Origin of the sequence: Curtobacterium sp. Leaf261, assembly GCF_001422205.1 — a bacterium.
Lineage (GTDB): Bacteria > Actinomycetota > Actinomycetes > Actinomycetales > Microbacteriaceae > Curtobacterium.
This window is the reverse complement of record NZ_LMMJ01000010.1, coordinates 240486-254890: the sequence shown is the minus strand read 5'-3', so window position 1 is coordinate 254890 and position 14405 is coordinate 240486. Positions and strand designations below refer to the sequence as shown.

Below are 14405 nucleotides of genomic sequence, written 5' to 3'. Positions count from 1 at the left end.
CGGCGCTCGAGAGCCGGACCACACGGCCTGACCCCGAAGGACATCCATGCCCACCCCACTGAAGTCCGTCGCAGCGGCTGGTCTCGCCGCCGCGACGATCGTCTCAGGCCTGAGTTTCGGCTCCGCTGCGGTCGCCGCGCCGGCCGACTCCACTCCCCCGAAGCAGACCCGAGCGCTCCAGGAGATGCCCCTCGTCCTGAAGAACGCCCAGGGCCAGTACCTGGGCTTCACGACCTACCGCGATCCAAGCATCCCCGACAACTACCGGGCCGAGAACTACCCTGTGTTCCTCGGCGAAAACTACAGGGACGCCGCCGCCGGAACGGTCCGCGCGTACGTGCAGACGCCCGGATCGGGCGGCACCTACACGCTCTGGAAGAACGATCTCGATCACTGCTTCAAGGCGCCCGATCCGGCAAAGGTCGCCCAGCCGAAGCTCGTTGGCGACAGCGTCACGTACTACGGCGCGCAGACGTGCTCGAGGAACGACTCGAAGTGGCGAACCCTCTCCGACGGTCGTGTGGAGAGCATCGCCTATCCCGGTTACTACCTGTCGTACGTCCCGTTCAGAACGGGCAGCACCGAGTACAACCTCGGCATCAGCAAGACCGGGATCCCGGTCATCGGTCCCGGGTTCCCGGATGACGGCTCCGTCAAGCAGGACTTCACGGCGAACGTCCGGTTCGAGACCGACGTCGCCAAGAAGGCCGTCGTCTCGGGCACGGCGACGAACGGTCGGACCATCAAGGTCTACGACAAGAACGACAAGGAGCTCGGCATGGGCTCCGCGACGGCGGCTGGCTACTCGATCGACATCGACCCCGCCGGCGCCGGGAGCCAGACCCTGACCGTCAAGTCCTTCAACGGCACGACGCTCGAGGACACCAAGACGGTCGAGGCCGCCTACGGCAACGCCGTCAAGATCACCTCGCCCGCCGACGGCGCGACCGTCGGCGACGACAGTACAGTGGACGTCACCGTCCGGACGCAGGTCGGCGCCGAGCTCGCCCTGACCGTGCCCGGCCAGGACGCTGTGACCCGCACCGCGTCGAGCACCTCCGAGACGTTCAAGGTCTCCGCACTCCAGGCGGGCTCCCGCGGGATCACCGTGCGGCAGCTGTCGAAGGGTGCGCTGCAGACCTCGGACAGCATCACGCTCGACGTCGGGGCTTCGGTGTCCCCGTCGCCGACGGACCTGAAGGCTGAGTTCACCTCCGGGATCAACATGCGGGCTCTCGTGTCCGGCAAGGGCGTGGCCGACGCGACGATCACCCTCTCCGACGGCGACAGGACCTACAGCCCGACCGTCGGCACGGACGGCACGTGGGAGCAGCGCGTCACGGCCCCCGGCGCCGACGCGCAGACGTTCACCGCGACCCAGACCGTCGCCACCAAGCCGGTCTCCGGCCCCGCATCGGTCGGCCTCGACTACGGCAACGCCGTCACGATCACCTCCCCCACCGCGGACGCCGTCGTCGATCCCGACTTCGCGCTCCGGCTCGGCACCCAGGACCGCGCAGCTCTCTCGGTCACCGAGGGCACGACCGAACTGGCGACCGACACCGCCACGGGCGACACCGCCACCATCAACCTCTCCGGCCTCGCCACCGGCGACCACACCCTCACGGTGACCCAGCACTCCAAGGGCAACCTGACCACGAAGGCGACGGTCAAGGTCACGGTGGACAACGCGCAGTCCGCCGCGCCGACGGACCTGAAGGCCGAGTTCACCGGGATGGCGAACGCCACCCGCGCGCTGGTCTCCGGCAAGGGCATCGCGGACGCGAAGATCACCGTCGACGACGGCAACCGCTCGTACACCACCACGGTCAAGGCGGACGGGACCTGGCAGCAGCGCGTCATGGCACCCGGCGCCGATGCGCAGACGTTCACCGCAACCCAGACGGTCGGCACCAAGCCGGTCTCCGCTGCCGCATCGGTCGGCCTCGACTACGGCAACGCCGTCACGATCACCTCGCCGTCCGCCGATGCGACCGTCACCCCCGACGTCGCTCTCCAGCTCGGCACCCAGGACCGCGCCGAGCTGAGCGTGACCGAGGGCGGTACCGAACTCGCGACCGACACCGCCACCGGCGCCACGGCCACGATCAACCTCACCGGCCTCGCCGCCGGCGCCCACACCCTGACGGTGACCCAGCACTCCAAGGGCAACCTGACCACGACGGCGACGGTCACGATCACCGTCCAGCCCGTCTCCAACTACGCGCCGATCTCGTTGACGGCCCCGGCCACGGGTGCGACGCTGCCCGACCTCTACCCGACGTTCTCGGGTACAGGCACGCCGAACGCCGCGTTCTCCGTGGTGACCGACTCCGGCGTCACCCTGACGTCCGCGTTCTCGGGTACAGGCACGCCGAACGCCGCGTTCTCCGTGGTGACCGACTCCGGCGTCACCCTGACGTCCGGGACCATCGGCGCCGACGGCACCTGGTCCGCGACCTCGGTCGTGGAACTGATGCCGGGCACCTACATCGGCCAGGCGAACCAGTGGGCTGAGAACAAGGCGAGCTCCGCACCGTTCAACTTCACCGTCGGGCCCGCCGGGTACGCACCGATCAGCCTGACCGCTCCCGCGATCGGCTCCACCACGAACGACACCACCCCGACGTTCTCCGGAACGGGCGCCGTCGGCGGCGACTACGCCGTCGTCACCAGGCGACTCCTTCGTGGAACTGGCACCGGGCCACTACACCGGCACCGTCGGGCAGTACGCCAGCGGCATCGGGACCGAGACCCCGTTCGACTTCACCGTCGGCATCGCCGGGTACGCACCGATCAGCCTGACCGCTCCCGCGATCGGCTCCACCACGAACGACACCACTCCGACGTTCTCCGGAACGGGYGCCGTCGGCGGCGACTWCGCYGTCGTCACCAGCACCGGGATGACGMTYGCCWCGGGCAAGGTCGACGCSGCCGGCARCTGGACCAAGGACTCGATCGTCGAGCTCGTTCCGGGCCACTACACCGGCACGATCCAGCAGTACGCCAGCGGCATCGGGACCGAGACSCCGTTCGACTTCACCGTYTCGGACTACGCGCCGATCTCGTTGACGGCCCCGGCCACGGGTGCGACGCTGCCCGACCTCTACCCGACGTTCTCGGGTACAGGCACGCCGAACGCCGCGTTCTCCGTGGTGACCGACTCCGGCGTCACCCTGACGTCCGCGTTCTCGGGTACAGGCACGCCGAACGCCGCGTTCTCCGTGGTGACCGACTCCGGCGTCACCCTGACGTCCGGGACCATCGGCGCCGACGGCACCTGGTCCGCGACCTCGGTCGTGGAACTGATGCCGGGGACCTACACCGGCCAGGCGAACCAGTGGGCAGAGGACAAGGCGACCTCCGCCCCGTTCAGCTTCACCATCGGCGGCGCTGAGTTCACACCGGTGTCCCTGACCGCCCCGGCCATCGGAGCGACGGTGACGGAGACCTACCCGGTCTTCTCTGGCGCAGGTGCTCCCAACGCCGACTTCGCAGTCGTGACGACGGACGGTGTCACGCTCATCTCCGGCAAGGTCGACCCGCAGGGCATGTGGACCGGCACGTCGGTGGAGGCGCTCGCGCCGGGCGTGTACACCGGCAAGGTCCTCCAGTCGTCCACCACCGGACCGACCGAGACCGACTTCTCGTTCACGGTCGCAACCCGGTAGTTCACAGCACGACGCCGTGCAGGCGGACAGCACGGAAGGGGCCGGGTCCACGAGGATCCGGCCCCTTCTGCGCCCCGCATCTTGACCGGCGACCAACTGACATGTAAAATACTTGTATGCGCAATGACATGCGCGCTCGTCTCCCGAAAGAACGGTCTCTCATGAACAAGATGCACTTCCTCTCCGCCGCTGCAGTCGGCATCGTCCTCGTGTCACTGGCCGGCTGCAGCGCCTCGCAGGACTCGACGACGCAGAAGCCCTCCGGCGCTCCGAGCGCGACCCTCGCCCCGCTCCCAAAGAAGGCTGTCGCCTGCGACAGCGGGGTCGCCAAGGTGGATGTCGACAGCAAGCACGTGACGATCGATGGCGACTGCGCGACCGTCAAGGTGACGGCGTCGAACACGATCGTGACGATCACGGGGACCGTCAAGTCGCTGTCCGTCACTGGTGCGGTCAACGCCATCACCGCGGACGACATCGCGTCGGTCTCGATCTCCTCGGGGTCGAACGCCAACCAGGTCCACGCCGGGAACGCCCCGAAGGTGGACGACAAGGGTGACATGAACAAGATCAACGACAAGTGAAGTCGCGCTCGTGAAGCGAACGCAGTGTGGCGAGTCCGAGTGTGACCTGCCCCCTGCCTGACTCGCGCTCGACCTGACTCGCGCTCGACCTGACTCACGCTCGACCCGATCGGGGCCTGTGCGAGTCCGAGATCCCAGACGGCCCGGCACTCCTCACGGAGTGACGGGCCGTTCGGCGTCCTTGGCTCCGATGACGATCATCGGGCCGCGATGAGCCAGAGCACGACGCGGCCCGGGTTCGGACTCACTGTCTCGCCTCGAAGTGTGCTCCGCTTGAGCTCGATCGACGACCAGCGCCGCTCACGACGAACCACGTTCCCGGAGGCCGGACCTGGACCGGCAGCGTCGTCCCGGGGAGCATCACGGCAACCTGTGGGGCAGTGATGCGGTCCTTGCACTTTCCTCGGTCTGGCCACCCGGTGGGGCGCCCCGGACGCGGGACATGCACATGGTGGGCCCCCACCTCGATGCAGAACCTGCGGCCTCACGAACGGTAAGGGCCTTGAGCGCCGCTGTCACGCGGTGTCGACTGAGCACGGCGTTGCCGTCCGATTGCGTGGGATCCGCGGCGAGGCTCCCCGGCCGGAAATGATCGATCACTCCACCACCAGGCCGGGCCTGCGGACGTCGGCGTGCCGCCGCATGCGGCGAATCGATGGTCACCGTCGTGGAACGCTCTGATGCCGTGGGATGGGGGTTCGCTGCACAACTCGGTGATTAGTGCGGCGAGCTCCGCGCAGACCGTCGCGACACCTGGCCCGATCCGTCGCGACGAATGAGCCGATCCGTCGCGACGAATGAGCCGACCCGTCGCGACGAATGAGCCGACCCGTCGCGACGAATGAGCAGACCCGTCGCGACACCGAGCTGCGGTGGTGTGCACCCCGACACGTCGTTCTGCGTCCGCCCCGGCCGTGAACGCGCTGATAGGTCCTGCCCATGCACGACGCGGCGCGCAAGTTGTCCGTGCTCGGGGAGCGCGACGCTCCGGCCGTCGCGCGCGAGCCGGGAGAGCGGCGCGACGATGCCGGTGTCACGAGTCCTGGTGGCTGACCCAACCCCTGAACATCGGGGAGGCGAAGGACCCTGAAGTCGGTGTCTCGCGCTCCCGCTCACGCTGCGGTGATCCGAGCTCGAATGAGGTCGGTCGCTCCAGAGGGATCGGCCGGCGCGGGTGCCACGACCGACGTGCGGGAGAATGTCGTTCCGAACCGAAGGAGTCCTCTCGTCGGCGAGCAGCGGTGCACGTTCGACAGCTCGGCTACCAGCTGATCCCGGTGTCGGGGCAGGATCCATCGGCGGTCGCCGTCCACCACACGACCCGCGCGACGAGTGACGCCCACGCACCGGTGACGGTCGTGATCTCGAGCTCCGCCTCCCGGAGCGCCTACGTCCTGGGCATCGAGGACAGCGCAACGGTCGCCGCACCGTCGCCGCGTCCGCGCTCCGGGTGCAGCAGGGTCCTCCGACCCGGAGTCTCGTCGGGCAGCCCGATCGAGGTGCCGATGAGGAGCGCGAGCGGCAGCATGACGTATGCGTACACGATGACGTTGTCCGTGGAGGCTGCGAGCAGGATCGCGGTGAACGCGAACAGCGCGGCCCAGTGCACCGGGGCGTCGGTCTCCTTGGCCCTGCGGATGATCCGGGCGATCAGCGTGGTCACACCGAGGCCGAACAGGAGGAGCCCGACGACACCGAGATCGTGGTAGATCCGGAAGTAGTCGTTGTGCGGTTGCTCCACCTCTGCGTGGAACGCCGTCGTGATGAACTCGACGGAACTCCCGACGCCCTTGCCGAAGATCGGCGCCTCGTTCGCATCGGTGAGGAGCCGGTCCCAGATCGCGCTCCGGCCCGAGGTGTTGAGCACGAGTCCGCCGACCGCAGCGCCACCGTCGCCACCGAGGAAGCGGTCGCGGAAGGGCGGGTACACGATCAGGAGGGCGACGAGCGATCCCACGGCACCGAAGATGCCTGCGAATGCCAGCGGCAGGCGCTGACCGTGCCGGAGCCGGACCGCGAGCCCCACGAGGACGAGGAGCGCGATCACGGATGCGGTCCTCGACAACGATGCCACGATCACGGCGACGATGAGGAACGGGGCGAGACCTCCGAACAACCCCTGCTTCGGGAGAGTCACCGCAGCTGCGAGGAGCACGAGCGCGGTCAGGGCGAACGACCTGGCCTGGAACGTCTCGACCCCGATTGCGATCCCGGCGACGTACACGAGGCTCGTGACGACACCGACGGTCGTGAAGACGCGGAGGATCTTGCCGGCGCGCTCGATCGACGACACGCGCGCTGCGAACCCGATGCCCAGGACGAACATCGCGTAGATCGAGAGGTTCTGGAAGCCGTCGATGGTCGGCAGGAGCAGTGCGCGGAGCGTGGTGTACAGGAGGAAGAGGAGCATCGGGAGCGGAATGCCGGACAGCCTCGGTTGTGCGACGACGACCGGTGCCAGCGCGAACAGCGCGGCCGCGATCCCGACGCAGATGAGAGCCGAGAGGCTGACGGGACCGACAGAGATCCGGCTCGCGACGTCGATCGTGAGGCCGAAGAACACTGCTGCGTACCCGATGAGCGGCAGCGAGGTGCGGACTTGGCGAGAGCCCCCTCGGACCCGTGCACGACGAACGACGGTGTTCGCGCGGAGGCGGGTGTCGAGGTTCGCGGTCATGCGGTGACCTCGCCGATGAGTCGACCCCAGTGGGAGGCGAACTCCGTGGCCGAGTGCTGCCCCTCGAACCGCGCGCGAGCGGCGTGCGACATCCCGGCGCGGAGATCGTCGTCGGTGAGGAGCATCGCGACGCGATCTGCGAACCCGGCCTCGTCACCGGGCTCGACGAGGAACCCGTTGACACCGTCCTGGACGATGTCGGGTATCCCGCCGAGGCGGAACGCGACGACCGGGGTCCCGCTCGCCAGCGCCTCGATGATGGTCAGCGGTTGCGCCTCGGTCAGCTCGGACGTGAATGCCAGGCACCGCGCTCCGCGGAGCGCCGCCCACTTGGCCGCGCCGCCGAGGGCACCGGGGCGGTCGAGCGCGCCCGCGACACCGCTCGATGCGACCGCGTCGTCGATGACCGCGGCGGTCGCGTCGTCGCCCGCGTGTCCCGCCATCACGAAGCGCCACGCATCGTCACGAGCCGCGAGGAGTCCCGCGATCCGTGCGAAGACGTCAGCACCCTTGCCCGCGATGAAGTTCGACATGAAGAGGACTGTCGCGGTGTCCGAGGCCGCTGACGCAGGTCCGGGGACGGACCCGGGGGTGTTCGGGATGCACTGCACTCGATCCGTCCGCACGAACGGCAGGACGTCGGACGTGAGCGAGGGACCGAGACAGACGACCTGCGAGGCGGAACCGAGGAACCGTCGGACGAGTGACCGCCACACGGCGTTCCGGCGCGCGAGTGCGACGAACCCGACGGAGTGCACGTAGAACACCCGGCGACCGCGCCCGAGGCGGAGCACCTCGCTCAGGGCCCAGTCGACGATGAACGAGATCGGTCGCGTCGTGACGAAGAACACGGTCACCGTCGGGCGCCATGTCAGAACGGTTCGGAACGTACGGAGGAGCAGGCCCGCGGCCGCCGCGGCCTTGCGGATCGAGGGGGCACCGACCTCGTCCACCGTCCGGCTGAAGCGACGGTCGACGAAACGAACCGGGTGTCCGAGCTCCTCGACTGCCTCCAGGAACCGCACGGTCATGACCGCCTGCCCGTGGACGGGCGGGGGAACCTGGCTGATCACAGCGAGGCGGGGAGGCCGGCCGGTCATCGTGACCCGACCCTGGAGGTGCGTCGCGGCAGGAGTGACGCGCGGAGGAACACCGCGTTGCCGACGAGGTAGCGCTTCCAGAGGCGTCGAGGCTCGAGCGCGAGGCGGAAGCACCACTCGACACCGAGCCGGGTCATCCACTCCGGGGCGGCTGGAATGGTCCCGGCGACGAAGTCGAACGCCGCCCCGACGCAGATGGCGACCTTGCCGAGTTCGTCCGAGATCCGTCGCGCTTCCAGGTTCTGGAGCGGAGTCCCGAGTCCGACCCAGACGATGTCCGGTTCGGTCCTGCGGATGTCCGCGTCGAGCGTCGTCTGCTCGGCGGCAGTCAGCGGCCGGAAGTGCGATCTCTGCCGACCCACGATCTCGACGCCGGGGTAGCGCCGTTCGAGCTCGGCGGTGAGCTCGTCGAGCACCACGTCGGTGTTGCCGAAGAGGTAGTGCCGGACACCCGATGACCGACCGACGTCCATCAGATCCGGGAACAGCGACGGACCACGGACCTGGTGCAGATTCGCTCCGGGGAGCACCCGGGACACCCAGGTGAGTGGCTTGCCATCGGGGTAGATCGCGGCACCGGTGCGGAGCAGGTCGTGGTAGCCGGATCGTCGGTGCGCCAGGGAAACCACGTACGAGTTCGCGAGATGGACGTCGCCGGCCCCCCCGGACTTCGCGACGGCGACGATCTGAGCGATCGCGGTCGGGCGGTCCGCGACGATGATCGGGAGTCCCGCGACGGTCGTCCGGTCCAGTGTGTCGAAGCCCATGAGTCATCCATCCGTCGAGTAACAATTTCGAATGCTAGAATATCACATGTGCAGAAGCCGACACCAAGTCGTGCTGCGATCTGAGAACGACTGGAGGCGAAGTGCGCCGTCACACCGCAGCCGCAGCCACGCTCCCGCTCGTGGCCCAGGGGCTCCTCAGCCTCGGCCAGATGACCGTCACCCTCGCGGGGACCCTGGCGCTCGCACCGACGGCCTGGGGCAAACTCGCCACGATCCTGGCGGTCTTCTTCGTTGCTGCGGCGTTCGTCCGCGGCTTCGGCAACCTCCCGCTGCTCGTCTACTTGTCGGGTGATCGCCAGGGCTCCCGAGATGCTCGGCGCGCGGCGATGACGGTCTCGTGCGCGGTCGCGCTCCCGGCTTCGCTCGCTCCCTGCATTGCTGGATCGGCACTCGGCATGCCGCTGCCGGGGATGCTCCTCGGCTTGGCACTGTTCCCGTTCGTGTCGTACGACACCGCACGAGCCGTGGAGATCGCGGGAGGGCGGTGGGGGCGCGTCGTCCTCGCGGACGGCAGCTTGATGATCGCTCTCGTGGTGGGGTGCGTCATCGCGTCCTTCGGTCGAACGGATGCTGCTGCCGTCCTCGCGTCGACGATGCTGGTGGCGTACAGCCTCGGGACCGCCGCCCTCCTGCGCTCCGGGCGCGCGGGCACCCCGTGGACGGTCTCGCAGTACCTCGCTGCACACCGTCGCGAAATGCCCTTCCTCGCCCTCGACCAAGTGCTGCTCGCGCTCGCCACGACGCTCACGATGGTCGTCATCGGCGTGGCGTCCGGGATCGCGGACGCCGGCGCGTTCCGCACGTGTCTCACGTTGTTCGCCGGGCCGTTGCAGGTGCTGCAGGCGGGGCTGTCGCCGGTGATCATCCGGCGCCTGCGGCGCGATGCGATCCTCACCGAGGGATCCGAACTCGACCGGCGAGCGCGCTCCCTCCGACTGCCGTTCGCCACCGTCATCGGCTCCCTCGTCGCGAGTGCGGCGGTGGGTGTCGTCGCCACGGCCGCAGCGACGGTCGTGCTCCCGCAGCTCGGGATCGGGAAGCTCGATGCGGCCGCACCGTTCATCACCGGTGCATGCGTGCTGACGTCAGCGCTCTGGGGCGCGTCGGTCATCACCTCGTTCATGCGGTACCGGCGATCGAACATGGAGCTCATGATCGTGCGGATGGTGGTCCTCGTCGTCTCGAACGCGGCGATGTTCGTCCTGATCGACGGCGTCGGCCTCGCGACGGCCGCAGCGGTGTTCGTGGTCTCCGGCATCTGGGCCGGATCCGCCGCGGTCCACGCCCTCACTCGGTGGACGAAGGTCGCACGCGTCTGAGGCGCCCGGTGCGTTCCGGATGGCCGACCAGGCGTCGCGGGCCGGGGACGACGAAGACCCCCGGTGATCCGTGGTTCATGGATGACCGGGGGTCTTCGTCGATGGCCCGACCGGGCCGACATCAGGCCGTGGCGGTGGCCAGCGTCCCTGCCACGGCGGACTCGACGATACGGTCGAGTCCGAGCAGCGGGTGCCACCCGAGGACGTCCGCAGCGCGGGACACATCGGCGACGAGGGCCGCGGGATCGCCCGCCCGTGCCTCGACGACGATGGGCGAGACGGTGGTCCCGAGCTCGGCACCGACCGCTCGGACCACCTCGAGCACCGTCGCTCCGGTGCCGGATCCGATGTTGACGGCGCCCCCGGTGAACCGGCCCGAGCAGATCGCGTCGAGGGCGTCGAGGTGTGCGTTCGCGAGGTCCAGCACGTGCACGTAGTCACGCACGCAGGACCCGTCGCGGGTTCCGTGGCCGGTGCCGAACACCTGCGGGGAGCGACCGTTCCGGATCTCGTCGATGATGATCGGGATCAGGTTCTTCCGACCGCGATCGGCCAGCTCGGGCGACCCGGACCCCGCGACGTTGAAGTACCGGAGGGCGGCGTACCGGAGCCCCCATGCCCGCGCCGCTGCTGCGAGCATCCACTCGCCGACGAGCTTCGACTCTCCGTAGGGGTTCATGGGGGCGCACGGTCCGTCCTCGGAGACGGCTGCGCCGTCTGCGTCGCCGTACACGGCCGCGGATGACGAGAAGACGAGGTCCCGCACGCCGACGGTACGCATCGCGGAGAGGAGGGTGCCGAGGCCGTGCACGTTGACCCGCCAGTAGGATTCGGGGTCGGCCATCGACTCTCCGACGTCCTTGAGCGCGGCGAGGTGCACGACCCCGGTCACGTGGTGCGCCCGCATCATCGCCGCCACCTCGAAGCCGGCGTGGGGTGCGGCGAGATCGCACCTGTTGAGTGGTGCGCGCAGCCGATCGGCCACGCCTGAGGACAGGTCGTCGAGGACGACGACCCGTTCACCCCGCTGTTCGAGGAGATCGACGACGTGGGAGCCGATGTACCCGGCACCCCCGGTGATGAGGAGCGACATGAAGCCTCCGGATGTGATCGTGGTCAGGGCTGGATGAATACCGAGCGGAGGCTCGCGACGATGGGCGGCAGAGCGTCCGTGATCTCGCGGGCGGACTGCTCGTAGACGTGCGTGGCCTGCCGGAACGGATCGAGGAGGTCGTCGTCGTGCCGCACGTTCTGACGCACGGACGCACGACTCGCCGCAACGGCTCGGACCGCGTTCGCGAACCGCTCTCGTGCCGTCGTCCCGCCGCGTCGAGGACCGGGAGCGGAGGTGTCGACGAGTCGGCTGAACTCGCGGATCGTGAAGGTGTAGCGAACGGCGCGCGGTTCGGTCTCTGCGACGAACCGACGGTGCGACCGGGTTGCCGTGAGGACGAGGTCCGCTGCGGCGATGGACTGCCGGGCGAGCTGAGCCCCCCGGTGCCAGGGCGCATCGTCGAGGTCCAGGTCGGCGGCGATCCGCAGCGACTCGGGCGGCATCGGCTCGCCGACGAGCGCTCCGGTTCCGGCCGAGTCGACGACGACAGGCAGGTCACGCACCGCTTGACGGAGCAGCTGTGCGGTCAGGGGTGACCGGCACACGTTGCCAGTGCAGACGACGAGCACACGAAGGGAGGCGTCGAGATCGCTCGTCGTCATGCGCGGACCCCGCGCCTGGCGCGGCCGCGCGTCACCGGGGCGGCTGCGATCTCGGCGTCCTCGCCGTAGTAGAGGTGCTCCGCGTAGGCGTCCGCATCGGGTCCGCGCGAGGGGAGCATGGTGGCGACGGCGCCGTGCACCGTCGCGCTCACCCCCTCGAGGACACGGAGTGCTGCGACGAGCTCTGGCTTCCGGACCTTGTTCGCTGCAGCCACGAGCAGGACGCCAGCGAGTCGGCTGAGCACGGTGGCATCGGTCACGACGAGCACGGGTGGCGCGTCGATCACGACGTAGTCGAACGCGGCTTCGAGCGCGCGGACGGTCTCTTCCATCGCGACGGATCCGAGCAACTCGCTCGGATTCGGCGGAACGCGTCCGGACGCGAGGAGGCTGAGACCGCCCGTTCCCCAGGGCTGGATCACGTCCTCGAACTCGGCACGGCCGATCAGCAGGTCGGTGAGGCCGGCACCCCCCTCGACGCCGAACCGCTGGGCGACACGTGGTCGTCGGAGGTCGGCGTCGACGAGGACCACGCTGGCACCGGTCTCGGCGAGGGCGAGCGCGATGTTCGCCGACATGTAGGTCTTGCCCTCGCTCGGTGTCGAGCTGGTGACGAGGAACGTGTTCGGTGAATCCCCGACGTTCAGGAACTGCAGGCTCGTGCGGAGCCGCCGGAACGCCTCGGCCTTCGGGCTGCGAGGTTCCTCGTGCACGACCAGGGGTCGGACCGCGGCGTCCGGGTCGAAGCCGATCGTGCCGAGGATCGGCAGTCTGGTCGCCTCCTCGAGATCGCTGGCCCTGCGGATGCGGGTGTCGAGCACGGTTCGCAGCATCGCTGCCGTGACACCGAGCGCGAGTCCCAGCGCAGCCCCGATGGCGATCATGAGTTCGACCTCCGGAGCACTCGGGATCGAGGGGACGGGAGCGGGTTGGATCGTCTTCACGTTGATCCGCGACGGACCACCCCCGGCAGGGGCCTCCAGGTCCTCCTGGATCGTCTCCGCGAGGGCCTTGCCCACCGCGTTCGCGATCGCGGCGGCATGTGCAGGATCCGCGTCGTCCGCCGCGATCTCGACGACGACCGTGTTCGCGGGTGAACTCGCTCGGACGACCTTCGCCAAGTCAGCCGTGCTCGCGGGGAAGTCGAGGTTCTTCTCGGCCCGGCCGAGCACGACTTCGCTGTCCACCACGTCGATGAACGACAGGACCGCCTGCCGTGCGAAGGCGGAACCGTCGGCGAGCTCCACGCTCGCGACCTCGCTCCCGAACCGCACCGAGACGTACAGCTCGGTCGTGGCGGTGAACGTCGGCGTCTGCGCGGCGGCGATGCCACCCGCGGCGCCCATGCCGACGAGGGTCGTCGCGATCAGGAGCAACAGGTTCTTGCGGAGGACGTGAGCGTAGTCGATGAGATCCAAGGGGTGACCTTCCGGGAGCGCGAGCGGGTTGTGCTGCTGTAGTCAGAATATCACATGCAATATCAATGTGACAGTCATGATCAGGAGCGAGCAGCGAGCCACGCACCGAGACCGTCGGAGCGGAGCGCGGCCCGGAGCGAGTCCTGTGCGCCCTCGTCCACCGAGACGTACGACTGGCCGTCCGCCGACGTGCCGCCACCCGCCACGGGCATCGTGAAGGTCGTCAGGTCGTCCGCCGTCAGGTGTCGGAGGCTCCACCCGATGTCCGCCAGGGTGCGGAACGTGAGCCCCGAGTCGATCGTCAGCGACGAACTCGTCGCCGTGACGAAGTCCGCGATGCGGCCCGGGTTCGTCAGTGTCCCTCGGCTGATCACACCGGCGACGAGCCCGCGGATGAACGCCTGCTGGTTCCGGACGCGCTGGTGGTCCGCGTCCGGGAAGGCGTACCGCTCTCGGACGAACGCCAGAGCTGCGTCACCGTCGAGCTCATTCGCCCCGGGGACGATGCGGTGCCCTCGGGCATCGAACCCGTAGGTGGAGTCGACCGTCACCCCGCCGAGCGCGTTCGTCATGTCCCGGAACCCCTGGAAGTCGATCTCGGCGACGTGGTCGATGGGGACGTCCACGAGTCGCTCGACCGTCTGCACGGTGAGCGGGATCCCACCCAGGCTGTACGCAGCGTTGATCTTGGCCATTCCGTACCCCGGGATGTCGACCCACGAGTCGCGCATGATCGACATCACGAACACCGCCTTGCGGTCGGCATCCAGATGGACGAGCATCAGCGCGTCGGCACGACTCCCCGCAGGGTGGTCGCCGTCCGGGCTGAGGCGGGCGCGCGAGTCCGATCCGATGAGCAGGATGTTCATCGCTGTCGAGTCGAGCGGGGCGGGACGATTCGTCGTCGGGATCGCGTGGTGCACCTTGGTCGACCGTGAGTCGTAGGCGCTCACGAGGTTCCCGACGAACAGCGACGAGACGATGCTCAAGACCAGAGCCACCCCGAGGAGCGATCCCAGAGCGATGATTGCACCGATGAGCGTCCTACGTCGACGACTGGGACGTTCGAGCCTACGGCGTCCGTGTGACATGTCTGCTCCTGGGATCCGGAAGAGCAGCGTCCGGATCGGAG

At 68.8% G+C, this 14405-nt stretch carries 11 protein-coding genes; 4 read left to right on the top strand and 7 right to left on the bottom strand.

Going from position 1 to position 14405, the window contains the following annotated elements:
* The first annotated feature begins 46 nt into the window (after nt 1-46).
* The 3 genes from ASF23_RS14475 to ASF23_RS14465 all read left to right on the top strand — a co-directional run bounded on the left by ASF23_RS14475 (nt 47) and on the right by ASF23_RS14465 (nt 4255).
* On the top strand, nt 47-3397 hold the full coding sequence (locus ASF23_RS14475; protein ID WP_055955131.1) for an Ig-like domain-containing protein: 3351 nt from the start codon (nt 47-49) through the stop codon (nt 3395-3397).
* A 43-nt stretch (nt 3398-3440) separates the two neighbouring features.
* Nucleotides 3441-3671 (top strand): hypothetical protein, encoded by a 231-nt coding sequence (locus tag ASF23_RS18590; RefSeq protein ID WP_162236774.1) that lies wholly within the window; start codon nt 3441-3443, stop codon nt 3669-3671.
* A 161-nt stretch (nt 3672-3832) separates the two neighbouring features.
* A complete protein-coding gene (locus ASF23_RS14465; RefSeq protein WP_055955127.1) occupies nt 3833-4255 on the top strand; it encodes a DUF3060 domain-containing protein in 423 nt (140 codons plus the stop codon).
* Nucleotides 4256-5642: 1387 nt separating this feature from the next.
* On the opposite strand, the gene ASF23_RS14460 is transcribed toward ASF23_RS14465, so the two are convergent.
* The 3 genes from ASF23_RS14460 to ASF23_RS14450 form a co-directional block, all read right to left on the bottom strand.
* A complete protein-coding gene (locus ASF23_RS14460) occupies nt 5643-6932 on the bottom strand; it encodes an O-antigen ligase family protein (protein WP_055955123.1) in 1290 nt (429 codons plus the stop codon).
* Entirely contained in the window at nt 6929-7963 is a 1035-nt protein-coding gene (locus ASF23_RS14455) for a glycosyltransferase family 4 protein (protein ID WP_162236773.1), read from the bottom strand. Before ASF23_RS14455 ends, ASF23_RS14460 begins: the two co-directional genes overlap by 4 nt.
* Before the next feature lie 65 nt (nt 7964-8028).
* A complete protein-coding gene (locus ASF23_RS14450) occupies nt 8029-8799 on the bottom strand; it encodes a WecB/TagA/CpsF family glycosyltransferase (RefSeq protein ID WP_055955118.1) in 771 nt (256 codons plus the stop codon).
* Nucleotides 8800-8900: 101 nt separating this feature from the next.
* On the opposite strand from ASF23_RS14450, the gene ASF23_RS14445 reads away from it, so the two are divergent.
* A complete protein-coding gene (locus ASF23_RS14445) occupies nt 8901-10139 on the top strand; it encodes a hypothetical protein (RefSeq protein ID WP_055955115.1) in 1239 nt (412 codons plus the stop codon).
* Nucleotides 10140-10260: 121 nt separating this feature from the next.
* On the opposite strand, the gene galE is transcribed toward ASF23_RS14445, so the two are convergent.
* From galE to ASF23_RS14425, 4 genes are all read right to left on the bottom strand, one after another.
* Nucleotides 10261-11232, bottom strand: coding sequence for a UDP-glucose 4-epimerase GalE (galE, locus tag ASF23_RS14440; protein WP_055955112.1), 972 nt, complete (start codon nt 11230-11232; stop codon nt 10261-10263).
* Nucleotides 11233-11255: 23 nt separating this feature from the next.
* The gene (locus tag ASF23_RS14435; protein ID WP_055955109.1) at nt 11256-11855 is read right to left on the bottom strand and encodes an arsenate reductase/protein-tyrosine-phosphatase family protein; all 600 of its coding nucleotides are present in this window, start codon (nt 11853-11855) and stop codon (nt 11256-11258) included.
* A complete protein-coding gene (locus tag ASF23_RS14430) occupies nt 11852-13273 on the bottom strand; it encodes a polysaccharide biosynthesis tyrosine autokinase (RefSeq protein ID WP_055955107.1) in 1422 nt (473 codons plus the stop codon). Before ASF23_RS14430 ends, ASF23_RS14435 begins: the two co-directional genes overlap by 4 nt.
* Before the next feature lie 80 nt (nt 13274-13353).
* Nucleotides 13354-14262: an LCP family protein gene (locus ASF23_RS14425; protein ID WP_055955103.1), complete on the bottom strand. Its 909-nt coding sequence runs from the start codon at nt 14260-14262 to the stop codon at nt 13354-13356.
* Nucleotides 14263-14405: the final 143 nt, after the last annotated feature.